Here is a 22,704-nt window from a genome sequence, read left to right as displayed (position 1 = left end):
GAACGGTGATCGACACTCCGAAGTTTGGATCCCTTGAAGCCGTCGAATCCGCTAAAGCTCGACAAAGATTCGCAGGCTTGCCTCGCATTCGTCAATTCAGCACGAGAATTCAGTGACCACTGCTCTTCGTACGCCCCGTGGCTCAACGCCGCGCAAGAACACATCAGCAAAGCGCTCCGCGTCACCAAAGGCCGCCCCGCGGAAGAAGACATCTGTTGCGGCAACAACGAAGGCTCCGATTCGGACTGGCATTTCCTCCTCGTCGCCGCTGGGCATGTTGGCGCTGTATCTTACGGCGCAATGGCGCGCTTCGGGCCGGGGCGGACTTGTGTTTCTCGCCGAAAATGAGAGCCGAGCCGAGCTGTTGGGTTCGATCATCCCAGTTATCGAGCCGGCCTGTGATGTGCTCGTCTATCCCCGTTTGAACACGCTTCCGTTCGATCAGCTTGAGCCTTCACGTGATATCGCGGGCCGGCGGAGCTCCGTCTTGAGACGCCTTGCCAGGGCAAAGAAGCCGATCCTGCTGATCGCGACGGCGGAGGCCATAATGGAGCTCCTGCCGTTGCCTGCGAACTGGTCTCGTATCGGATTTCCCCTTCGGACCGGGGCCGTCTTTTCCGAGGAAGACCTTGAGGCCCGTCTGAAAGCTCTCGGGTACGACCTGGACGACAGTCCGGATTATCCCGGTGGAGTTTTGTTTCACGGCAACACCTTCGAGATCTTCCCGGCCGGCGCGTTCGGACCTTTTAGGATAGAGCATTCCGGAGGGAGAATCCGGCGTATTGCAGCGATCAATCCGATAGACCAGGAGGTGATTTCCGAAACGAAGGAACTCCTGATTGACCCGATGTCCGAGCGGCTAGCGTTCACGGGCCGGGCTCGAAGAAGGTCCAGCCTATTGGACTATTGCGCACGCGCCAAATGGATCGCCGACAGCACCGTGCCCAGGCACGCCGACACCTGGTTGAGCACGATCGAGGATGCGGCCGCCCGCAGTGAGCGTGACCGTGCCTATCTCAGCCGACGCGAATGGGAGCTGGCGGCCAAGAAGATCACTGTGTTGCCGCCAACCACTCCGTATCGTGCGACGCCAGAGTTCTACAAGACAGCCTCTCCGCGGAAGGCGCTCCGTGCATTTATCGAGGAAGCCCAGCGCGGAAGCGCACGTGTGCTTTTCGTCGCTGCGGTCGAAGCTGATTTGCGTGTGATGGCCCGGATGAGCGCTATCAAGGCCGAATGTGTGCCCGATTGGACGCGCGCGACCGCAAGGGGCAGGCAGCAGGCCGCATTGTTGGCAGGCTTCGATGCGGGCTTTGTCGTTCCTGGAAAGAAGCCGCTCGTGGTCATCACTGCTGCCGACGTGCTCGGCAGCAGGGCACACCAACCGCAACCGATGAACTGGGCATGGACGCCCGGCTTCGATTCGGGAGATCTCCCCGAACTCGGATCCGTGGTCGTTCATCTGCAACGTGGACTCGCACGCCTTGGCGGCCTGAGATCCATGGGCACGGGAGATCTTTCGGCGCGCGAGATGGTCAGGTTGGTATTTGCCGGAAACGACGCCGTTCTCGTTCCTCTCGCAGAATTGGCGCTGATCTGGCCTTACGCCGCTGAGCTCGGAGACACCTCGCTGGACAAGGCCGACGGCAGCTCGTGGCGGCCGCGGCGAGCCGCTGCCGAGACGGAGATTCACGTGGTCGCAAAGGAGCTGGCCAAGCAGATGAGTCAGCGCCGGCGGCGCCCGGCTCCGAAGCTCGTGCCGCGCCCTGCTGTCTATGAGAAGTTCGTCGCGCGGTTTCCCTATTTCACCACCTCCGATCAGGCGAAGGCCATCCGCGACGTTCTGGATGATCTTGCATCGGGGCACCCGATGGACCGGATCGTCTGTGGAGACGTCGGCTTTGGCAAAACCGAGGTGGCGCTGCGCGCAGCGGCAGCCGCCGTGCTGGCCGGAAAGCAGGTCGCTATCGTCGTGCCGACGACAGTGCTGGCACGACAGCATGTCGAAACCTTCCGCAAGCGCTTTGCGCCTCTTGGCATCGATGTTGGAAACCTGTCGCGGGTTGCCTCGACCGCCGAAGCGCGAGAGGTAAGGGAGCGCCTCAAGAGCGGAGAACTCAGGGTCGTCGTCGGGACCCTCGCGCTCGCATCCAAGGAAGTGAGATTTGCCGAACTTGGCCTGATCATCATTGACGAGGAGCAGCATTTCGGCGCTGCCGAGAAAGCCATGCTGTCGGGCCTCAATAAGAACGGCCACCGGCTCTGGATGAGTGCGACGCCGATCCCCCGCACACTTGCGGCCGGCTTGACGGGCTTGAGGGATCTCAGCGTGATCGCAACCCCGCCGGTCCATCGTGTTCCGGTTGCCACCAAGGTGGCACCGCTTTCGGACATCGCTATCGCCGCTGCGCTGGTTCGTGAGCACAGACGTAACGGTCAGAGTTTTGTCGTTTGTCCGCGGATCCAGGATCTCGATCCCATGCTCGCCAGGATCCATGCGCTGGCGCCGGAACTACGTATCATTGCTATTCACGGCAAGATGCCAACGGACGAGATTGACGAGAGGTTGATGGGGTTCGTCGAAGGCCGTGCCGATGTACTACTTGCGACCAACATCGTGGAAAGTGGCCTCGATATCCCACGTGCGAACACCATCGTTGTGTGCTGGCCCGAAAAATTCGGCCTGGCACAATTGCATCAGCTCAGGGGGCGAGTAGGACGGGGCGGCATCCGGGCGTTTGCACATTTCCTGACGGAAGGTGGCTCCGAACGCTCGGAAAAGCGGCTTTCCGTTCTCGAGGAATTGAGCCGTCCGGGCGCTGGCTTCGCGATCAGCGCTCGCGACCTCGATCTCCGCGGCGGCGGCGACCTGCGCTCCGATCGACAATCCGGCCACATGCAGGTGTTCGGACCGACGCTCTACGGCCACCTTCTTACGCTTGCCCTGGAGGGAGACCGCGATGGAATGTCCGCCCTCTGGATCCCCGAGTTGAATCTTCCCATTCCTGAGCTGCTTCCTTCGAGCTATGTGCAATCGGAGGCGGTCAGGCTGGAGATCTACGCTCGAGCCGCTCGGTGCCGGAGTGATGACGAGCTGGAGGAGCTCGAGGATGAAACGCACCGCCGATTCGGTAAGCTGCCATCCGAGGCCAGCAATTTCTTTGCTGTCGCCAAGCTCAGGATAAGTTGCAGGCAACGGGGGATCATGCGTCTCGATGTCGGCCCGGATGCGATTGCTGCAACGATGCTCGCAGGGAGGATCGGTAAATTACGCTCGCGGTCATTGCAGCGCGAGGGCGATCGCGTCGTCTATCCCGGGCGCAGCGATGAACCTGCTTTACGACGGGTCGAACAGTTCTTGGATCTGCTGGACGAATGACGAGGGATGCGCCACTCAAGTCGAAACGGTCCTGTGTGCCCTCCTCGGGCCCCGAAATGAAAGCGAGGCGCTTGAAACGAGGCTATTTGGGTTTTGATCCAATCAGCCCCATCTGAGCGGATGTCGCCGGCTCATCTGTTCGAGATCCTGTTGCTGAACGGGTGCACGCGTCGACTCGCGCCTTAGCGCGTCCGCGGCGAAACCGGAGCCGTGCGCCGGGCGGATAGGCTCGCGCCAACTGATTGTGCTCGATCCGGTGTTGCATCATGTCCCGTCGGGTCTGGCGCTCGTCGAGCATCAGGACCAGATCCGAGCAGGGCTTGGTCGAACACAGCAGCAGAAAGCCGGCTTCAGCGTCCTGAGGGTAGACCGTCAGCGCATCGGAGCGGTCGACGTTGCCCGACACCAAGCGCGCGGCGCATGCGAGGCACCAGCCCTGCTCGCAGATGTAGGGCGTCTCGATGCCGGCGTCGATCATGCTGTACAGCAGATATTCGTCAGATATGGCGTCGAATGTGAACGTCCCCTCCGGACGTTCCAGCCGTATGCGAAACCGCCTGATGTCGCCTTCATTGGTCATGGCCGAGAGCTCCGTCATCGCTCACCACCGGCTGTCGGGCAATGCGACGTCGCCGATGCGGCCGCTCGCGTAGCAGTGCGCGGCCGCGATGATCCGCGCAGCAACCGCCAGCTCGCTTTGATCGCGCGGCGCGTAGACCACGAGGCTCTGCGGCGGCACGGCGCCGGCCATGTAGCGTGCGAACGGATGCACCGTGCCCCAGCCCTTGGCCGCCACCTTCTGCGCCCATTCCGGCCGCAAGGTCAGGTGCAGCGACCCGTCGGGGCGAACGATGAGCCACACCGGCGCGAACACGAAGGCCTCCGGCTGGCCCATGGCATGGATGTCATCGAGCACGAAGGCGCGGCCTGCGGCGTTCATCGGCGCACGCACCTCTTCGACGCCAGCCAGCGCGCAGGCGCAGGACACGAGCTGTGCGGCGTATCCGGCGGGCGACGTGTCGCCGAGCTGGTGGCAAGGCCATGTCGGTGCGAGCCGCGGCGCGCTGCCGGGACGTGTGGCGAGGCGGCGCAGTCCAGGCGCCATCGCCCAGACGGGTGCAGCACTACGCAAGCCTGCCCTAGCCGAAGCTGTCATAATGAACCTGCGTGATCGGAACATCGGCGGCGCGCAGCAGCGACCTGACCGCGTTCACCATGACCGGCGGGCCGGCGACGTAGAACTCGGCCGTCGCGGGATCCAGGACTGCGCCCTGGATTACATCGGTGACGAAGCCGGCCGCATGCGGCCAGCCGGACGGCGCGTGCTCGACCACGGGCAGGTAGCGCGCCCGGGGCGTTTGCGCGATCGCCGCCGCCAGCATGTCATCAGCGGCGAGATCCGCCGGTGTACGGGCGCCGTAGATGACGTCCGCGGGCGATCCGAAATCGAGGCGCGCAGCCGCAGCCTCGCGCAGCATCGCCAGGATCGGCGCGATGCCGGTGCCTCCCGCCACGAACACCTTGCGGCCCGGCTGTCGACGCAGCGTGCAGGCGCCGAACGGCGCCTCGATGGTGATCTGCGCGCCTGGGATCAACGCGGCGAGCGCGTTGCTGCCCGTGCCGCCATCGTAGCGCTTGGCAATGAACTGCAGGACGTTGCTGCCCGGCAGGTTGCACATCGAGTAGCAGCGCCGCAGCCCTTCGCCGAGATGCAGGATCGCATACTGACCCGGCCGGAAGTCGATCGGCTCGGCCGTCTCGAAGCTGAATTGGCGGATCTCCGGCGCGAGATCGTCGATGCCGCGCAGGATCGCCTGTTGCTCGACGCATCGCGGCGTCGGCGCGGACCAGTCGCCGGGACCGCGGGCGATCGTGACGTCCGAGATCGCGCGGGACTGACAGGCCAGGATGCGGTTGCGTCGTGCGTCGCGCGGATTGACCGCCGGCGCGCCGGGAAAGATCAGATCGACCTGGCCGTCGATGAGCGTCACCTTGCAGGCGCCGCAACTGCCCCAGCCGCATTCGTAAGGCAGCGCGACGCCCCCGCGTCGCGCTGCCTGCAGGATGGTGTCATGGCCGGCCGCGTCGATCGCGACACCGTCGGGCTCGATGCGGAGTTGCCGGGTCATCCACGCCATCCTTTCGGCTTGGGCGGTCGGCGCAGCACGCCGACCGCGTCTGCCAGACTACAAGCCGCAATCCGCGATCAGCCTCGCCTGGGCCGTCATGGTCCGCTCCAGGATCGCCCGTGCATCGTCGGCGCCGGGCGCGGTCGAAAGTGCCTCGCTGAGGCCGCGCGCGGCGCGTTCGCCGAGCGGCATCCACTTCGCGACCCACTCCCGCAGCAGAACCGCGTGCTCCGGGACCTTGCCGGTGGCGTAGCGCACCAGGGTCTTGGTGGTCTCGACCGCATAGGCTTCGTCGTAGTTGCGGAAGTCGTCGTGCAGCAGCGCCAGCAGGTCGTCGTCGTTCGTGCGCGCCAGATCGGCGATCTCGCGGTTGAAGGCGTGATCGAAGATCGGCCGCAGCACCAGATTGCGGGAGACGAACGCTTCGCCCCAATCGTAGGCGATCAGCTGCTTCTCGATCAGCTCGCGCAGGCCCTGCCATTGCGGCGCCTGCGTCCAGACGGTACGGGCAATGTTGCTGTCGGCGAGCTCCGGGCGGCCGGTGTCGAGCGCGAGCGCCTTGGCCAGATAGGCCTGGCGCTGCACCCGCCGCATCTCGTTGCCCATCTGGAAGTAGAGGGTGTTGGTCACGAACGCCGACGGCGCCATCTGCGCGACATAGGCCGCGCTCATCTGCATCGCGTGTCCCGGGAAACGCACCGGCAGATAGGCCTGGCCGAGGAAGTCGAGCCACGGCGCAGACAGCTTGCGATAGCTGTCCTGGCGCTCGAACTCGTCGATCAGGTTGTCGCAATAGACCTCGCGATCCTTCTGGTCAGTGACATAGCGGCGATAGGTGTAGGTGAGGGGATCGCGATAGCCCTCCCAATCGTCCAGCGTGAGCCTCGAGCCTTCGCGATTCCTGAGATAGAACTGGTTGATCGACCAGTTCTCGGACAGCTCGAACGGTGCCGGCGCGCGGCGGAAGTGGCTGTGGAACTTGTAGGTGACGGCCTCGTATTCCGACGGCAGCCGGCGCTCGGTCCACAGGCTCCAGGTCTTCTTCTGCTTGCGCGCAGCCGACTTCGCGGTCATCGCGGTCATGACGTATCCTCCCGGAATTTGTTATGTGTGGATGGTCCAGACCCATTCGTCGTCCATCGACTCGAGCCGTCCGCCGAACGACACCAGGCTCGGCTCGATCTCGGCGAGCCGGAATGGCCGCCCCAGCGCCGCCTGCATGCTCTTCTGCGTCAGGCGGAAATTCCGGTCGGCCTGGACGCGGACATAGCCGCCGCGGTCCTCGATTACGATCTCGACGTCCGGATTGTCCTGCTCGCTCGCCGCGATCACGGCGTCGATGATGTCCTCGTCGACGCCCCTGATGACGGGGCCGACCAGTTTCGGTGCTGCTGTCGTGGTCATGGGCTTGTCCTATGCGTCCTGCTCGGTCTTGTGGCGGAGGCGGCGCAGCCGTCCGTCGTTGGGCACGCCGACCAGAATCGCTTCGCCGTCCTTCTTCACCGCGTAGCGGAAGAGGCGGCAGTCGCGCGGGTTGAGGCCGCGGCCGTCATCCATGCTGAACTCCCACTCATGGGCCGAGCAGGTGATGGTGCCGGCTTCGAAATCGACCTTGCCGTCCGCCAGCAGGATCTCCTGGTGCGGGCACATGCCCTGGAAGCAACGCAACTCGCCGCCAGGAAGGTGCATCACGATCACTTCCTCGCCGTCGACCTCGACGCCGATGAAATCACCTTCCCAAAGGTCGTCCAAGGTCGCGACCTGCCTCCACGTCACGTCGGCATCGTCAGACATAGGCCACCTCGATCCAATCCATCGGCTGGATTCCGGACTGCGCCACCGTCATCGCGGACGGCAGCTCGCGACCGTTGTAGTAGACGCATTTCGAGGCGTTCTTCTCGGCGACGCGCAGTCCGACCGCGTGCTGGGCGACCTTGTCGGCCACGATGCTCATGCTATCGCCGTCGTCGACGGGGATCAGCAGGACGACGAAGTCACCGCGGAAGTTGGCTTGGAGCGGGAACAGGGCCACGCTTACCTCCCAGATTTGTTGTTATATCTGTGGTCGTGTCGGGTGGGGGCGTCGCTCGTAAGCGGCGCCTGTCAATTCATGCTGGGCGGATCATTCGGCCGCGAGGCGAGACGCGCCATTCCAGGCGTAGCTCTGCGCGTCATTGCCGGCGACATCGGGCGTGATGCCCATATATTGCAGCGCGCCTTCCAGGGTCGGCGGCTGGATGTGTCCGGCCAGGAAGCGGTCGACGATCGAGAGGTGGGTGTCGTAGCGCTCGGGCTGGCTCTTCCACACCCATTCGCAGACTTCGCAGCAGAAGTTCAGCTTGCGACCATTGTGCGTGGTGATCCGCGGCGCCTGGCCGATGCTCGGGCTGCAGATCGGAATGTGGCAGCAGTTGCAGACGACGGGTAGCGTCGCCGGATAGGTCTTCTCGATCTGGCCGGTGCGGACATTGTCGCCGATCACGTCCCACAGCTTGCCGAAGCGATCGTTCCAGCCGGGATATTTCTGCTCGAGCCAGTCGCGCTCGGCCGCGGACACGCCCGCGTCGGGATTCCACCACACCGTCGGCCGCCAGAACCAGACGCCCATGTGATAGGCGTGATGGACCCAGTCGAGCTCGGGCAGGAAGTGCTTTTCCCAGTACCATGGCACGTTCATGCCGAGGTCCTTGAACTGGTCCATGAACTGCCGGCAGATCCAGTCCTGCATGAACTCCTTGAACGACATCGTCCGGCTTTCCAGTGGCGTGTAGTAGTCCATGGAGATGCCGGTCAGCAGCGCGAACAGCTTCCACGATCGCCAGAACATCTGGTCGACCATGTTCTGTGCCTCGGCCTTCTTGCCGTTGTTGATCATGATCTTCAAGGTCGGCTCGCCCTGCTGCGAATGCCGCGCCTCGTCGGTCTGGATCGAGGAAATCAGCGCACCGAACTCGATGTCGCCGACATGCAGCGCATCCGAGGCCATGCCGAGGAACTGCAGGTTGGTGAAGCCGGTCTCGAAGGTGAAGGTCAGCTGGATCGCCGTCGACACCGCATCATTGGCGGTGAACATGTCGTCGAACAGGCTGCGCGCCGCGATCACGCCCCACTCGTTGGTGTGCATCGCCTTGTGGGCCCAGTCGAATTGCGGGTCCTTTCCGAGCAGGCAATAGGGGAAGTAGATCTGCGCCTGGCCGTGGCGGCATTCGTCGAGGGTGCCGAAGGTGGCCATGTTGCGCCAGGCAGCAGCGCGGCCGAACCGGGCCATGCGCGCCTCGCCGATCGAGGCGAAATATTCCGGAACCGGAATGGCGCCGTAATGCGCCTTGATCGCCGACTTCCAGCCGGCATCGAGATTGTCGTACAGATTGGAGCGCGCGATCGTCGAGCGGATCGAGTAGATGCCGTCGTCCTTGCCGGCCTGGTTGTGGACGTACTCGCGATAGGTCAGCTTGTACGGCTCGTCCCAGTCCCACCACTGCTCGCCGTGGATGCCGAAGCTCTTGGACAGCTCCTCGGGAAAGACCTCCTCCTCGCTGACATAGGAGAAGGCCCAGTTCATGTCGCGGGCCGTGTCGTAATAGTCCCGCCGCTGCAGCTTCGGCATGCGTTGCTCCTCCCGAGCTCTGTGATCGCGTTCGTTGCTCTTCGTTGCGGTCCGCTGCCGCCCTTGAACGGGCGAACGTTGTGCGGCGCGTGGCGATGGCGTACGAGTCAGGCGGTTAGACCTGATAGATCGTCGCGCGATGTTGTAGGATCCAGTGTAGGCCGCATTCTTTGGTTTTTCTTTAGGCCGCGGGTGCGCATGAACATCGGGCGTATTCGGGCGCGATTGTGAGCGTAGTCGACCGCATTCCTGCTGCTGCGCAAGCGACGAGATGATGCGATGCGAAGGGAAAGCGGCGGCGAGGATCGGCGCGGCCGTATCGACCAAGCGGGTCGATCTGTTCAAGCGAGCAGCTCGATGCCCGTCATCGTCCCACCGCCGATGATGCGTGCGGCGTGATCAAAGACCGGTGCAACCCTCCGGCCGTTCAGCGGCTGAGGCCGACGACCTGCAGCACCAGACCGTCGAGCGCGTCGGTGATCGAGATCTGGCACGCGAGGCGGCTCTCCGGGCGCACGTCGGTGGCCTCGAATTCGAGCAGGTCGACCTCGATGTCGCCGGCGGAGCCGACGCGCTCCAGCCATGCCTTGTCAACGTGGCAATGGCACGTGGCGCAGATGCAGGACCCGCCGCATTCGCCGATGATGCCATCGACACCATTGCGCTTCGCCGCCTGCATGGCGCTCTCGCCGGGCTCGGCCTCGACAAGGCGCACGGTGCCGTCGGGCTCGATGAAGGTGATTCTGGGCATGGGTCGTTGCGTGTCCCTAGATGAACTGCCGGCCGCCGTCGATGATCAGGGTCTGACCGGTGATGAAGGTCGCGGCCGGCGACGCGAAGAACAGCGCGCCGCCGACCATGTCGTCGACGTCGGCCGCGCGCTTCAGGGCACCGCGGGACACGCCATATTCGGCGGCGTTCTCCATCAGGCCGAGGCTGGCCTCGGTGAGCGTGAAGCCGGGCGCGATGACGTTGACCGTGATCTTGTCGTCGCCGAGCTCGCGCGCCAGCGCACGCGTCATCGCAATGACGGCGCCTTTCGACGAGACGTAGTGCAGCCACATCGGCGAGCCGCTCATGACGGTGGCCGACGAGACGTTGACGATCGCGCCACCGCCGGCGCGTCGCAGCAGTGGCGCGGCCGCCTTGCTCATCATCCATACGCCCTTGATGTTGACGCGCATCACCCGGTCCCACTCGGCCTCCGGGATTGCCTCGAAGCCGCGGCGTTCGAGCCCGGCATAGATCGCGGCATTGTTGACCAGCACGTCGAGGCCGCTCATGCGCGCCAGCGCGAATTGCGCCAGCGCCGCGGTGGACGTCTCGTTCGCGACGTCGACCTCCGCCGCGTGCGCCTTGCCGCCGCGGTCGCGGATCAGCCGCGCGGTGTCGTCGGCGCCGCCGAGACGGATGTCGGCGGCGACGACCTCGGCGCCGGCCGCAGCAAAGGCGAGCGCGAATCCGCGGCCCAGCCCGCCGGCCGCGCCGGTGACGATGACGCGCTTGCCTTGCAGTTGGATCGGACTCATGTGGCAACCTCGATGTGCAGCAGATCCGCCATGAACGCAGACGCCGTGCCCTCGGCGATCAGCGCCCGGGCCATGGTGGTGCCGGCCTCGGTCAGCATCGACGGCAGCACGAAGCTTTCCAGCATCGCGAGCGTCTCCTTCGGCGGCGTATCGAACCAGCCGCCGATCGTCGCGACCCCATGGCCGGTGAAGCGCCACAGCTTGTCGGCGTCTTTCATCAGCGCATCTTCATGCGAGATCGCCGTCTTTCGGGTGTCGTGGCCGTCGATGATCGCCAGGATGGTCTCGACTCTTAGCCCGGGGATCGCCAGCCGTGCGAACGCCTCGGCTGCGATCTTCACGCCTTCGATTTCGTGGGCACGTTGCAGCTCGGGATATCTGGGATTGGGGCCGACGGCGGCGGCGAGCTGCTCGGGCGGGAATTTCTTCCAGCCGACGTCGTGCATGAGGATCGCCGGCAGCACCACGGCGGCGTCCGCGTCGGGATGGATCCGCAGCAGCGCCTGGCCGAGACGATAGGAGATCAGCGTATGCTCGTCGTTGGAGCGCACGTCCAGCCACGGCCGCGCCGCGAGCCAGATCGGCAGATCCTGGTCGCGCAGAAAATGCATCAGCGCAGCTCCGCGTCGTAGCTGAGATAGATCGTCTTGTATTCGAGATAGTCCTCGATGCCGTAGCGGCCCTTCTCGCGGCCGATTCCGCTCTGCTTCATGCCGCCGAACGGCGCGCGCTGGCTCGAGCGCTGGATGTCGTTGACCCACACGGAGCCGGCTTCGAGGCGCTCGGCCAGCGTCAGTCCTGTCGCCAGGTTGCGCGAGAACACGAAGGCGGCCAGTCCATAGACCGTCGCATTCGCGAGCCGCAGCGCCTCGCTACGTTCGTCGAACGGGGCGACACCAAGCACGGGGCCGAACGTTTCCTCGGTCATGACGAGCGCGGAGGGGGGCGCATCGGCGATCACGGTCGGCGGCAGGAACCAGCCCTTGTCGTAGAGTCCGCCCGTCAACCGGACGCCGCCGGTCAGCACGGTTGCGCCATTGGCACGGGCATCGGCGATCTGCCGCTCGCTGTTGCGGTAGATCTTCTCGTTGATGAGCGGTCCCAGCGCGCAACTCGAGGTCAGGCCGTTGCCGACGTCGAGCTGCGCGACCTTGTCGGCGAGCGCAGCGAGAAAGGCCGCGTAGATGGGGCGCTCGACATAGACGCGATTGACGCGGTAGCAGAACTGGCCGGAATTGGCGAAGGCGTGACGGGCGATCGCAGCCGCGGCGGCGCCGATATCGGCGTCGGCGCAGACGATGGCCGGGCACTGGCCGCCGAGCTCGAGCGTGACCCGCTTCATCGTTCCCGCGGCTGCGGCGGCAATCGCCTTTCCGGCCCGGGTGCCGCCGGTGAACGCAATCTTGCGTGGCGTCGGATGCGCGATCATCTGCATGCCGAGGTCGGGGCCGCGGCCGGTGACGACATTGAAGCAGCCCTGGGCAAAGCCGGCGGCATGGAAGATCTCGGCGAGCCGCAGTGTCGACAGCGGCGTGTCCTCGGCGGGCTTGGCGACGACGGTGCAACCGGCCATCAGCGCGGCGCCGAGCTTGAAGCAGAGCAGCGTCACGGGATAGTTGAAGGGCGTGATCGCGACGACGACGCCGACCGGCTCGCGGGTGATGACGATCTTTTCGCCGGCCACACCCGTCAGCGGCATCTCGGCGTGCAGGCGCAGGCCTTCCTCGGCATAGACGTCGAGCAGTTCGGCCGAGCGCTGAATTTCGCTGACGGCTCCCGCCAGCGGACGGCCAAGCTCCCTGGTCAGCAGGCGACCGAGCTCACCGGCACTCTCGCGCATCAGCCGCGCCGCGTTCCTCTGCAGGCGGGCGCGCTCTGCCACGGGCGTCGTTTTCCACGATTGGAATGCGATGTCGGCCGCGTTGATGGCGGCATCGACATCCGCGCGCCCGGCCTCCGGAACGCTGTCGACCGTCTCGCCCGTTGCCGGATCGACAACGTCGAAGGTCGCTCCGCTTTGGGCTGCAACCCAGCGGCCATCGATGAACATGTCCATGTCCGCGACCTCTCGTTCAGATCAGGTCGAGCATCAGCGCGGCCCGGGTCTCGCCCAGCGCCTCCTCAGCCATGAGTCGTCCGGCTTCAGTCTCGAGCACGGCGAGCTGGGTCGTCAGGCGCGACGCATATTGGCGCGGCGTCATCTTGAACCAGTCGCAGGCCACCGCAACGCCGGTGGTCGTGTAGCGCCACAGCTTGTCGGCGTCGCGCACGATCCGGTCGTTCAGTGAGCGCGGGTAGGGGCGAGTGTCGTGGCCGTCGATGATCTCGCCGACCGCGACGATGATGTCTTCCGGCCAATCCGCCTGTTCGAGGACGTCGCGTGACATGCGGACGCCTTCGCTTTCGTGGAGAAAGCGCACATCGGACTGCATCATGTTGGGACCGAATCCCTTCTCGATGATGTCCTTCATGTCGATCGTGTACCAGCCGATGTCGTGCAGGATGATTGCGAGCGAAACGATGTCCTCGTCTGCGTCCGGATATTGAGCGAGCAGCTTGCGCGCATACGCATAGGACAGGGGAATGTGGACGTCGTTCTTGCGCGCGCGCATGTACGGCTCGCTGATGCGCCAGACTTCGTCATAGCGGTTGCCGACATCGGACCTATCGAGCATTGCAATGTTCCATATGCGGAGAGAGGCCGGCGCCGCCGGCCTCTCTCGATTGGGTCAGGACAGGATGGTCACTTCGCCGGTCGAGCCGTTGACGCGCAGCATCTGTCCGTTCTTGATCGAGGAGCTGGCGCGTCCCGTGCCGGTGACGGCGGGCAGACCGTATTCGCGGCACACGATCGCGGCGTGGGACATCATGCCGCCGATGTCGGTGACGATCGCGTTGATCTTGCCGAAGATCGGCGCCCAGCTCGGCGCTGTGACCGGCGCGACCAGGATTTCGCCCTGCTGGATCTGGCCGAGCTCATCGGCGGAGCGCACCACGCGGGCGCGGCCCTCGACGAGGCCGGGGGAAGCGGCCATGCCGGACAGCTTGGTGGTGTTGGCGGCGCCATCGAGCCAGCGGCCGATGCTCTCCGTGGTGATGCCCCACAGCATGATCGTGAACGGCTCGGTGATGACATCGGGCGGATTGTTGAGCGCGGGCTGCGGCGGCGTCGTCGCGAGCGCAGCCAGGATCGTTTTCCGCCGCTCGATCTCGGGCGGCCAATAGGTCGGACCGATCGCCGGTGCGCCGACGGCCCAGCCATTGCCGTAGTCGAACAGCGCGTCGCGGACTTCCTGACGGTTCAGATAGAACAGGTCGTCGGCGTCCTTCCAGAAGCCGGCATCGCGGAAGATGGCGCCGAGTTCACGCATCTTGCGCCAGAATACGCTCATCGACCAATGCTCGATGTAGAAATTGTGGTTCTCGACATAGGGGAACACGGTCCGGGCGAGCCCGAGCTTGCCCTCGAAGGCGGCGCGAGCGTCGGCATCGAGCATCTCGGCATATTCGGACGTGATGCGGTCGCGCTCTTTGGCAATGGCGTCCGTCGGCCGGTCGATCTCCTCTCCCCGCTGCACGCGGACGACGTAGTCCCTGACATAGCCGAGCGGGATGTCGAGATGCTCGATCCAGTACTTGTCGGTCGAGTAGAAGCCGTTGCCGGAGGTGAAGTTGAACCAGGGATTCTGCGCCTCGTTCCAGGCCGTCAGCCATTCGGCGCCGTTCGGCGCACGGCCGACCGCGGCCAGCGCCTCGTCGACCGATCCGCTCTTCAGGGCATCGGCGACACCGAGCTTCACGGCGAGCTTGGCGAGCTTCTTCAACTCGTCGTCCGGACGGAACAGGTCGACTTCCACGCCCTGCACCATCTTGGCGATCGCCTGATCGGGAATGGTGGGGAATTGCCCCTTCATGAAGCTGAAGAAGTCGAGATAGGCGGCGTAGCCGAGATTCAAGAACTCGAAATGGTACTGCCAGGTCTTGTAGAGCAGCTGGATCGCCCGGTCGTAGGTCTCCATCAGCGCGTAGGTGTTGTCGAGGCCGACACCCGCCGTGATCCACTCCAGCGGCACGGCTTCGGGCAGCGGCTCGAAATTGAGCGCCTCGAGATCGGCGATGTTGGCGCGGACCTTCTTGTCCCAGTTCGCCAGCAGGCGGTCCCAATTCTGGAAGTAGTAGCCGGCGCGCTCCATGAAATGCGGTACGCGACCAGCGATCAGCTCGGGCGCCACCGCCACCGGGCTCATGTAGCAATAGCCGTTGTGAATGCGGTACTCGACGCCGTTCGCCGGGGGGATCAGATAATGCCGGGTGTTGTACTGGCCGAGGCATTTGACGGCGAACTCGACGGTGACGGCGTCGAACGGCTTGAACGGGCTCGGCCAGTGCTGCGAGTCGCAGAACCAGAACTTGCCGTCCTCCTTGTCGCGCAGGCTGTTCTGGAACTGGAGATAATAGGGATAGAGCTTCTCCCAGCCCTCGGCGCCGACCGGCGTCTTCAGGTCATAGGGACTTGGGAATTTCGCATGCGCCGTCATTGTCGTTTCCCCTCGGTTTCTCTGTTGCTTGTTGTCGTGATGCTCACCGCTTGGCCTGGACCGGGGCCAGCAGCGTTCCAAGTACACCCGCAATCCCGGTCTCGTAGATCGCGGTCGACTGCTTCTTCTTCTGGCTCCAGACGGTCTCCGGCCGGCTCTGCAGCGCCACGAGGTTCTCGTCTTCAGGGAGATCGGCGTCGATCGCCCATTCGACGTCCTGCGGACAGCCCATGCTGCGCTCGAGCGACTTGGCGAGCCTGGCGACGGCGAGCACCTGGGCATTGGTCAGGGAGGGCAGGGTGCGGCGCTCCGGCGCGATCACGCGCTCGACGGTCCGGCGCTCGGCGCGATCGGCGACGAGTTCGAAATCCTTCTCGGCGATGCGGTGCTTGATGACCTGCAGAAGCACCTTCTCCACGACGAAATTGTCGGGCGTGATTTCGCCGGAGACCACCGGCTCGCCGAGCCCGAAGGCGGAATCGATCACGATCTTGGTGCGGTCGCCGTTGATCGGATCCAGCGTCATCGCCACGCCCGCGGCGGCGGCGTTGACCATCTTCTGGACGCCGACCGACATCAGCACGTCGATCTGGCCGAGCCCGTTCTCGGCACGGTAGGAGATCGCGCGCGCGTTGAAGAGGCTGGCCCAGCACGCCTTGACCTTCTCGACCACGGCGTCCTCGCCGACCACCCAGAGATAGGTATCCTGCTGGCCGGCGAAGCTGGCGTCGGGCAGGTCCTCGGCGGTCGCCGACGAGCGCACCGCCACCGGCAACTGACCGTCGGGCGACATCCGGCGATACGCCTCGCGGATCGCCTGCTCGACCGCGCCCGGCATCGGCTGTGCCATGATTGCGTCGCGGATCTCGTGCGACAACTTCTCTTCGTCATCGACATCGTCGAGCACGATCCGCGAGAGGCGCTCGCTGATCGTCGCCTCGAGTCCGTTGCTTCGAAGATGAAGGGCGTAGGCGTCGGTCGCGACCGCAAATCCCGCGGGAACGCGCACGCCCTGTGCGATCATGCGCGCCAGGCTCGCGCATTTGCCGCCGATGCGCGGGAAGTCGTCCTCGCGTGCGGCTTCGAATGGCACGATGAAGGATGCGGCTGCGTTGGCGCCCATGCGTCTGTTCCCCACCTTATGGCCCGGATCGGCTCCGGACTTGTTGTTGCTTGTGAAACGCGGCCCAATGACGATCGTCGTGTCAGGCCACGTCCCACTCGATCCGAAGCGCCGTCGGCACGCGGAACGAGATGTTGTGAACGAAGTCGATGGTCTGGTCGGCAGCGAGCCGGAGACCAGGAAGCCTGCGGGTCAGCTCGCCGAGCGCGATCGCGAACTCGATGCGGGCCAGCTGCTGGCCGACGCAGGTGTGAATGCCGTAGCCGAAGGCCAGATGGCTTCTCGCGTCGGTGCGCCGGACGTCGAAACGGGTCGGCGCGGAGAACACCGCCTCGTCGCGATTGGCGGAGCCGATGAGCAGCAGGATATTGGAATCCTTCGGCACCGGCACGCCGCCGATCTGGGTGTCCTTCAGGGCGCGCCGGCGCCAGGCCACGATCGACGGGCTGAAGCGCAAGCACTCCTCGACCGCATTCGGAATGAGCTGCGGCTCGGCGATGATGGCTTCCCAGTTGTCGCGCCGCTGCAGCAGCTCGCGCATGCCGTTGGCCATCAAGGTCGTCGTGGTCTCGTGGCCGGCGAACAGTGCGCTGTAGAGCACGCCGGCGATCTCCTCGTCGCTGATCTCGGCGCCGTCCTTCTGCAGTCGGACCAGATCGCCGGGCAGATCGTCGGTCGGATCATCGTGGCGCTGACGCACCAGCGCGCGGCAGTAGGTCCAGTATTCGACCATGTTGCGCGCATGCACGATCTGCTCGTCGTCGCTGAGGTCGCCCCAGGTCAGCAGCGCGCGGCTCACCGCCCAGGACTTCACGCGCGGCACGTCCATATTGGGAATGCCGACCAGCTTGAACAGCACCAGCGCCGGCACATCATAGGCGAACTCGCGGAAGAAGTCGGCATGTCCGCGATCGGCGAAGGCATCGATCGCCTGGTTGACGATCGCCTTGATCTCCGGCTCGATCGCCCTGAACCGACGCGGCCCGAAGCAGCCCTGGACCAGCTTGCGGATGCGGGTGTGATCGGGCGGTACCCGCGCCGACAGGCCGGAATAGGCGGTGAAGCCGCCCTCGCGCATGATGCGCTTGCCTTCCTCGCACATCGCGCGAAGCGGGGCCTGGGCGTTCTCCGAGGAGAATGTGCGCCAGTCGTCGAACACGGCCTTGATGTCGGCGTGGCGCGCGACGACGTAGTATTTCAGCTCGTCGGAGAAGAAGACCGGCGCCTCGGCGCGGGCCCATTCATAGAACGGGAACGGATCGCGCATCTCGAAGGGATCGAAGTCTTTGGCGGCGTCGCTATAGGGGCACCGCGCCAGCTGAGCTGCCGAACCTGGCATGTCGTCCTCCCATTCGCCGCCTTTGCCGGCGACGTTGTCATGGGCTCACTCTAAGCGGCGGCCTTTGGGTTTTCTTTAGCCCCTAACTCTATGGCAAATTGAGATAAATCGTCAATTCTGCTGGCGGCGGCACCCCCCATGGCGCATGGCTTGGCCGGCAAAGGTCGTGTGACCGAGCCGGTCGCGAACGAGCGGCCTCACGCCGTGAGCTTGCGGTGCAGCTCCTGAAGCGAGGCGCTCTTCGGCCGGTTGTCGAAATGCTTGAGCGAGTCGAGGTACAGCTTGAACTGGCGGTCGATCGCCTCGCGTCGGCCTTGCGCCTTGAACACCTGCATTGCCTCGGCATGCGCCATCTCGCACAAGGGGTCGATCGCCAGCGCCTTCTGGCAATGCGCGAGCGCGGCCGAGTGGTCGTTGCGTTCGAGATAGATCCGTGCCGCGTCGCGTTGCACCTTGAAGAACATGTCGCGCAGCCAATAGCGCTTGCTCCAGCACCAGTCGCGCTCGCCATCGTCGGCGTACTCGACCGGAATGTCCTCGAACAGGTCTCCGGTGTACAGACGGTCCGCCGCCTGCAGACAGATCAGCGCCTCGTCGCTCGCGCCGGCCTTGATGTGACCCTGGGACTGACGGCAGAGCTGTTCGAAGGTCGAGATGTCGAGCCAGCTGCGCTCCGGGGGCACCAGCACGTAGCGCGATCCCTCGCGCCGGACATAGTTGCGCGTCTCGTCGCGTCCGTTGGGCTGGCCGAGCGCCAGCCGCAGATAGCGCACGGTGTGATAGAGGCGGTTGCGCGCAGCCTCAATGTCCTCGGCGTTGGGCCAGAGCAGATCCGCAAGCTCGTCGGTGGCTGCGCCATGGCCGCCCTTCTGCAGCAGATAGGCGAACAGGGTCTTAGTCTTGCGGGTCGCTCCGCCGGGCGGGTCCCAGTTCACCTGGCTGCCGTCGTTGCGATAGATCCGCAAGCGTCCGAAGCAGCGGATCTTCCAGCGGTCGCGGCTGTCGAGATGAACTGTACTGGGCTCTTCCGCCGATCGCCGCAACAGCCACATGGGGTCGGCGCCTTCGGCTGCGTGCAGCGCGGCCACCGATGTCCCGATCCGCAACTCCGGCGCGATCGCGCCGAGCCAGAAATCGACCTGCTCGCGCAATGCGCCGCGCGTCTGCAGCCGCGACGGCAGCCAATGCGGATTGTCCACGAGTCCGGCGCTGGTGAGGATCTGCGGATGGCCGCGCAGCGCGACGAGCAACTGCTCGTCGATCAGCACCCGGCGGTTATAGAGAGAGGCGATCGAGACCTCGGACTGCTGGGTGAGCGTTTCCGCAAGTGCGGGCCAACCCTCGAAATTGGCCGTCGCCGAGTTGGTCTCGAGGCCCCAGCTCATGTCGACGACGAGCAGGGCAGGACCTTGTTTGCGGGTTGGTGCCACCCACCTCTCGATTCGGCCTGCGACATCTCGAAACGAGATCGGCACCCGCAGCAGCGCCATCTCGACAAAGCTCTTGCCCTCGACGAATCCGGTCTTGTTGATGCGCTTTGCGAGCTTCTCGACCCGCGCGACCGCGTTGACGTCCGCCGCGATCACGAAGATCCGGCAGGGCTGTGCGACAGTCTGGTAAAGCTTGAAGAAGTCCGCAAAAAGAAGCTTTTGCTGCGTCGCGAATAGCGCGAGGTTGACACAACTATTCTTGGTCATGGGTACTCACCCGCGGCAACCCCATTGCAGTTAGCCAGACTGGAGGTAGTCTAAGAGCGGCCGACGGAAGGTTTCAAGGCCCTGTTTCGCGAGCATTCCTGCAAGCTGGCGAGATCCAGAAGCCGTGAAATGCGGCAGCGAAATGAATCGCTTCCAGCGACGATGCATGTTCGGGTTTGCGGGAACGACATGCGGATTGAGCACGCCAGCGGAGCTGATTGCCTCAACGCGAGGCTCTTCTAGACCGTCAGGCGCTCGTGGATCGCCGCTCCATGGTCTCTCGGATGAAGTGTGACGCCGCTAGAACTGTCGGGCTGGCAGCGAGTTGATGATTGACGTTCGATGCAGGCCAGCCGCGGGGTAGGCTTTATCCCTCAGCTTGTCATATGAGAAGTCCGGCTCCGTTGTCTGCAGCTTGCGAACCATCTCGAAAGAAAGCTCACGGTGCCCATTATGGGCATAGAGAGCTGACAAATATCGCAAGGGTGGAGCAAAGGTCGGAGCAAGAGCATGGCTGGCTTCTGCAAGATGGACGGCCTTGTCGAGTTCTCCCGCCATGGTCCCCGCAATGCAGCTCAGGGCATCGAGCTGAAAACGGAAAGGTGCCGCACCAGCGATCGTACGGGCAAGCAATGTGTGCTGGAAGCCGTCCTCTGGTTTGCCGAGATAGCTCTTTGCGATTCCCAGGCAGGCCCAGGCGATCGGGTTGGCGTGGTTCAGTTGAATGGCTCGCTCGGCCAGCTCATAGGCGGCAACATACGAGCGTCGCATCATGGAATGGACATGCGCGCTCAGGCCAGCAACATAGGAGTTGTAGGGTTCGAGCTCCAGCGCCCGGTACATCAGATCGAAAGCCTCCGCCTCAAGCGTCTGGCGGCAGTTGAATTGGCGCTCGGCGAGCATGAAGGTGCGCAAATAGGCGCGCCACGCGAGATAGATGCCGCGTGGCTCGGCCGCGAAAGCAGCCGCGAACAGCTTGTCGGCGGACTCGAAGTTGGCTCTGCCAAGTCGAAACAGGCGCAGGATACCAGCATAGCATAGATGGGAGGCAGACCTCGGAGCGCCATCCTTGATATGAGCGAGTTGATCGACGGCGAAGTTGACCACCAGGTTGATGGTTCTCATCACATTGGTGTCGTTCAGGTCGAGCGTACCCTCGCCGTTGATCTGCAATGTCGACGACCATGCCAGCGTGTTGGCAGGGCGCTGCAACAGCGCGAGCCGAACGATCTTGCTCGTGTCAGATCCGAACACATCAGAACGCAGGGAGAGCGTGCCGGCCGAGGAGCCATCGTCACCAATCGGGCCATCGCCAGGCAAAATGTCCGCCGGCCAGGCCGCCGACGCGCTCATGTCGCGCCGGTCTTGGATCGTGGCTACGCCCAGTTCCTTGATCGTCTTGGCGATGGAATCGACGAGGCTGTCCGTCACGACCGCAGTATCCGACGGGCCTGTCCGGCAGCCGGGGATCAGGACGATTCGGTTTCGCGAGGGCCGCTCATCGGCGGGCTGCAGGTGCGCTGCAAGATCGGTCGCGAGATTGGCAGCGTGGCGGAGGTCAGGCGACGGCGCGACGTGCATCTGGAATCGCGCACGCTCCTCGCGCAGCCAATCCTCGAACTCCTCCTCTGCAATGTCAAAGCCTTCAAGAAGCTCACCTTGGGGAGGCGCCATCTCCTGCAGTGGTGACGCGGTAGCGTAACGGGCGATGTCGGTCTCAAATAGCTTTGGATCGAGCGAAATGACGAAGCTGTCGGCGCACAGCAGAGAGCGGCAGTCGGCCAGCGCCTTGCGGATTTCGGTCAGGCTTTGGCGAAGGCTGGCCGCGCCTTGCTCCTTGCCGCGGCTCCCCCAGAGCCTGTCCTGGATCCAGACCCGCGACCGCTTGTGCTCACGCGCCAGCGCCAACATCGCAATGAGGGCGCAAGCCTTGCGTCCTCTAGGCGTGCAATCCTCGCCAGAAGCCTTGACCACGCGGAACGGACCAAGAAGCTTGATCAGCAATTTTGGATCGGAGCTCACATTCGTCGCCCACAACCATGATGTAATCAGTCGTGAAAATACGGAAACCAATGATTGAGTAGTGAAGTCTCCAACACCCTTGCTGTCAACGTGAAAAATCCGTGAAACGCCGTCATTTCGAAGGCCCGCGGCTTGACCGCGCGTGCCGTCAAAACGACCATTCAGTGGTAACGGGCGGAGCAAGTCCGCCGGGCCAGGCAGGGAGGCGGCAGATGGCATGGCTAAGCGGTGAGAGCGGAGAAAGCGGCGAAAGTGGTGAGAGCGGCGAAAGCGGCGAAAGCGGTGAGAGCGGCGAGGGCCGCCGTGTCCGCGCCTCATCGCGCGCACGCGCGCTGATTACCAGCCGGGAGGGCGTCGTCGGCTACTGGAACCAGCCGTCACACACGCCTGATCACTATACTGCCGGGCCAGAGGCGCTCGATCGCTGGTCGCGCGACGTGCGACTGCGCATCTTCGCTGGCGAGCTGTTGTCGGGCCTTGTCTATGACGAAGGCGAGACCTCGATCTCGCTTCAGTACCGTGGCCGCAGCGATGAGACGTTCACGCCGATCGTGCACATGATCCGTCCCAATGCCTCGGACTTCGCCGAACAAGCGGCTTGGGTGTTCAACTATGCCGCGCTCCGGATGGAACGCAGTAGCGAGATCCTGGCCGAGCTGCACGATTTCACCAGCTTCTTGGGCCTGGTCGGATACTGGAATCCGAGCCGCAGCCCGCACACCGCCGAGCTGCTGGCGCTGATCCTGCAGGTGACGACCACGATCGAAATGCGGGTCAAGCATGCGCTTACCTGCCGGCGCCCAATCGAATACTCACCGCAGATACAGCCGATGATCCAGACGCCGGGGCATGGGTCGCTGCCGAGCGGCCATGCCACGGAATCCTTTGCTGCGGCCTTCGTGATCAATGCGCTCATGCGCAAGGCTAGGACCGGGCGAGACGATGTCGATGCGACCGATCCAGTGTTCGTGCAGCTGATGCGCCACGCCGAGCGCATTGCCATCAACCGGACGGTCGCCGGCGTGCATTTTCCGGTCGACAGCGTGGCCGGTATGGTGCTGGGCTGGACCTTGGCGGAGCTGTTCATTGCGCGCTGCTCTGGCTGCGGCCAGGTCACGATGCGCAAGTTCGACGGGCGGGGGTTCAACGACGATTTCCGCTACGACGATGTGCTGGCGATGTCCTACAGGCGAACGGCTGCTGCGAACGTCGCCAGCGAGCAGGGTGGCGGCGGCGCGATCATCGAGGCCGGCACGCCATCGACCGTTCCAGCCTCGCCGATCTTGCAGCATCTCTGGACGCAGGCGCTCGCCGAGTGCCGCCTGATCGTCGGCTGACACG

General features: G+C 64.3%; 20 protein-coding genes. 2 read left to right on the top strand and 18 right to left on the bottom strand.

The window, feature by feature from the left end:
• Positions 1-274 precede the first annotated feature (274 nt).
• Positions 275-3,379, top strand: coding sequence for a DEAD/DEAH box helicase (locus tag ACQR03_RS32525; protein ID WP_434842330.1), 3,105 nt, complete (start codon positions 275-277; stop codon positions 3,377-3,379).
• 82 nt (positions 3,380-3,461) lie between these two features.
• Here ACQR03_RS32525 and ACQR03_RS32520 read toward each other — a convergent pair whose 3' ends face one another.
• From ACQR03_RS32520 to ACQR03_RS32435, 18 genes are all read right to left on the bottom strand, one after another.
• Complete coding sequence (locus ACQR03_RS32520; RefSeq protein ID WP_434842331.1) at positions 3,462-3,959, bottom strand: 2Fe-2S iron-sulfur cluster binding domain-containing protein; 498 nt, start codon at positions 3,957-3,959, stop codon at positions 3,462-3,464.
• A gap of 21 nt (positions 3,960-3,980) precedes the next feature.
• Positions 3,981-4,511, bottom strand: a complete 531-nt coding sequence (locus ACQR03_RS32515; RefSeq protein WP_434842332.1) for a hypothetical protein — start codon at positions 4,509-4,511, stop codon at positions 3,981-3,983.
• Between the two features lie 7 nt (positions 4,512-4,518).
• On the bottom strand, positions 4,519-5,508 hold the full coding sequence (locus ACQR03_RS32510) for a 2Fe-2S iron-sulfur cluster-binding protein (protein WP_434842333.1): 990 nt from the start codon (positions 5,506-5,508) through the stop codon (positions 4,519-4,521).
• A 57-nt stretch (positions 5,509-5,565) separates the two neighbouring features.
• Entirely contained in the window at positions 5,566-6,591 is a 1,026-nt protein-coding gene (locus ACQR03_RS32505; RefSeq protein ID WP_316175726.1) for a toluene hydroxylase, read from the bottom strand.
• Between the two features lie 21 nt (positions 6,592-6,612).
• Positions 6,613-6,912, bottom strand: coding sequence for an MmoB/DmpM family protein (locus tag ACQR03_RS32500; protein WP_315716254.1), 300 nt, complete (start codon positions 6,910-6,912; stop codon positions 6,613-6,615).
• Positions 6,913-6,921: 9 nt separating this feature from the next.
• Complete coding sequence (locus ACQR03_RS32495) at positions 6,922-7,302, bottom strand: Rieske 2Fe-2S domain-containing protein (RefSeq protein ID WP_315826578.1); 381 nt, start codon at positions 7,300-7,302, stop codon at positions 6,922-6,924.
• Entirely contained in the window at positions 7,295-7,540 is a 246-nt protein-coding gene (locus ACQR03_RS32490) for a toluene-4-monooxygenase system B family protein (protein ID WP_315716251.1), read from the bottom strand. The genes ACQR03_RS32495 and ACQR03_RS32490 overlap by 8 nt, the downstream gene beginning before the upstream one ends.
• Positions 7,541-7,630: 90 nt before the next feature.
• Positions 7,631-9,115: an aromatic/alkene/methane monooxygenase hydroxylase/oxygenase subunit alpha gene (locus ACQR03_RS32485; protein ID WP_434842334.1), complete on the bottom strand. Its 1,485-nt coding sequence runs from the start codon at positions 9,113-9,115 to the stop codon at positions 7,631-7,633.
• A 427-nt stretch (positions 9,116-9,542) separates the two neighbouring features.
• Entirely contained in the window at positions 9,543-9,866 is a 324-nt protein-coding gene (locus ACQR03_RS32480) for a 2Fe-2S iron-sulfur cluster-binding protein (protein WP_315751474.1), read from the bottom strand.
• Between the two features lie 16 nt (positions 9,867-9,882).
• Positions 9,883-10,644, bottom strand: coding sequence for an SDR family NAD(P)-dependent oxidoreductase (locus ACQR03_RS32475; RefSeq protein ID WP_315751476.1), 762 nt, complete (start codon positions 10,642-10,644; stop codon positions 9,883-9,885).
• Positions 10,641-11,255 carry an HD domain-containing protein gene (locus tag ACQR03_RS32470; protein ID WP_434842335.1) on the bottom strand — a complete coding sequence of 205 codons (615 nt, stop codon included), beginning with the start codon at positions 11,253-11,255 and terminating at the stop codon, positions 10,641-10,643. Before ACQR03_RS32470 ends, ACQR03_RS32475 begins: the two co-directional genes overlap by 4 nt.
• Positions 11,255-12,700, bottom strand: coding sequence for an aldehyde dehydrogenase family protein (locus tag ACQR03_RS32465; protein ID WP_434842336.1), 1,446 nt, complete (start codon positions 12,698-12,700; stop codon positions 11,255-11,257). Before ACQR03_RS32465 ends, ACQR03_RS32470 begins: the two co-directional genes overlap by 1 nt.
• Positions 12,701-12,716: 16 nt before the next feature.
• On the bottom strand, positions 12,717-13,319 hold the full coding sequence (locus ACQR03_RS32460) for an HD domain-containing protein (RefSeq protein WP_316165503.1): 603 nt from the start codon (positions 13,317-13,319) through the stop codon (positions 12,717-12,719).
• A 54-nt stretch (positions 13,320-13,373) separates the two neighbouring features.
• A complete protein-coding gene (locus ACQR03_RS32455; RefSeq protein WP_434842337.1) occupies positions 13,374-15,182 on the bottom strand; it encodes a PEP-utilizing enzyme in 1,809 nt (602 codons plus the stop codon).
• Between the two features lie 43 nt (positions 15,183-15,225).
• Entirely contained in the window at positions 15,226-16,305 is a 1,080-nt protein-coding gene (locus ACQR03_RS32450; RefSeq protein ID WP_434842338.1) for a PEP/pyruvate-binding domain-containing protein, read from the bottom strand.
• Positions 16,306-16,387: 82 nt separating this feature from the next.
• A complete protein-coding gene (locus ACQR03_RS32445; protein WP_316175730.1) occupies positions 16,388-17,644 on the bottom strand; it encodes a cytochrome P450 in 1,257 nt (418 codons plus the stop codon).
• A 197-nt stretch (positions 17,645-17,841) separates the two neighbouring features.
• The gene (locus ACQR03_RS32440; RefSeq protein ID WP_315751492.1) at positions 17,842-19,341 is read right to left on the bottom strand and encodes an AfsR/SARP family transcriptional regulator; all 1,500 of its coding nucleotides are present in this window, start codon (positions 19,339-19,341) and stop codon (positions 17,842-17,844) included.
• A gap of 300 nt (positions 19,342-19,641) precedes the next feature.
• Positions 19,642-21,345 carry a hypothetical protein gene (locus ACQR03_RS32435; protein WP_434842339.1) on the bottom strand — a complete coding sequence of 568 codons (1,704 nt, stop codon included), beginning with the start codon at positions 21,343-21,345 and terminating at the stop codon, positions 19,642-19,644.
• A gap of 119 nt (positions 21,346-21,464) precedes the next feature.
• Here ACQR03_RS32435 and ACQR03_RS32430 point away from each other — a divergent pair, with 119 nt between their 5' ends.
• Complete coding sequence (locus ACQR03_RS32430; protein ID WP_434842340.1) at positions 21,465-22,700, top strand: phosphatase PAP2 family protein; 1,236 nt, start codon at positions 21,465-21,467, stop codon at positions 22,698-22,700.
• Positions 22,701-22,704: the final 4 nt, after the last annotated feature.

Source organism: Bradyrhizobium sp. HKCCYLS3070 (assembly GCF_051167575.1).
Lineage (GTDB): Bacteria > Pseudomonadota > Alphaproteobacteria > Rhizobiales > Xanthobacteraceae > Bradyrhizobium.
This window is presented reverse-complemented; position numbering and strand designations above follow the sequence as displayed.

Coding starts and splice junctions, on each gene's coding strand:
- ACQR03_RS32520 (WP_434842331.1), bottom strand. CDS start 3,959: ATGACCAATGAAGGCGACATCAGGCGGTTTCGCATACGGCTGGAACGT.
- ACQR03_RS32480 (WP_315751474.1), bottom strand. CDS start 9,866: ATGCCCAGAATCACCTTCATCGAGCCCGACGGCACCGTGCGCCTTGTC.
- ACQR03_RS32485 (WP_434842334.1), bottom strand. CDS start 9,115: ATGCCGAAGCTGCAGCGGCGGGACTATTACGACACGGCCCGCGACATG.
- ACQR03_RS32470 (WP_434842335.1), bottom strand. CDS start 11,255: ATGCATTTTCTGCGCGACCAGGATCTGCCGATCTGGCTCGCGGCGCGG.
- ACQR03_RS32495 (WP_315826578.1), bottom strand. CDS start 7,302: ATGTCTGACGATGCCGACGTGACGTGGAGGCAGGTCGCGACCTTGGAC.
- ACQR03_RS32440 (WP_315751492.1), bottom strand. CDS start 19,341: ATGACCAAGAATAGTTGTGTCAACCTCGCGCTATTCGCGACGCAGCAA.
- ACQR03_RS32465 (WP_434842336.1), bottom strand. CDS start 12,700: ATGGACATGTTCATCGATGGCCGCTGGGTTGCAGCCCAAAGCGGAGCG.
- ACQR03_RS32455 (WP_434842337.1), bottom strand. CDS start 15,182: ATGACGGCGCATGCGAAATTCCCAAGTCCCTATGACCTGAAGACGCCG.
- ACQR03_RS32500 (WP_315716254.1), bottom strand. CDS start 6,912: ATGACCACGACAGCAGCACCGAAACTGGTCGGCCCCGTCATCAGGGGC.
- ACQR03_RS32475 (WP_315751476.1), bottom strand. CDS start 10,644: ATGAGTCCGATCCAACTGCAAGGCAAGCGCGTCATCGTCACCGGCGCG.
- ACQR03_RS32510 (WP_434842333.1), bottom strand. CDS start 5,508: ATGACCCGGCAACTCCGCATCGAGCCCGACGGTGTCGCGATCGACGCG.
- ACQR03_RS32525 (WP_434842330.1), top strand. CDS start 275: ATGTTGGCGCTGTATCTTACGGCGCAATGGCGCGCTTCGGGCCGGGGC.
- ACQR03_RS32450 (WP_434842338.1), bottom strand. CDS start 16,305: ATGGGCGCCAACGCAGCCGCATCCTTCATCGTGCCATTCGAAGCCGCA.
- ACQR03_RS32460 (WP_316165503.1), bottom strand. CDS start 13,319: ATGCTCGATAGGTCCGATGTCGGCAACCGCTATGACGAAGTCTGGCGC.
- ACQR03_RS32445 (WP_316175730.1), bottom strand. CDS start 17,644: ATGCCAGGTTCGGCAGCTCAGCTGGCGCGGTGCCCCTATAGCGACGCC.
- ACQR03_RS32505 (WP_316175726.1), bottom strand. CDS start 6,591: ATGACCGCGATGACCGCGAAGTCGGCTGCGCGCAAGCAGAAGAAGACC.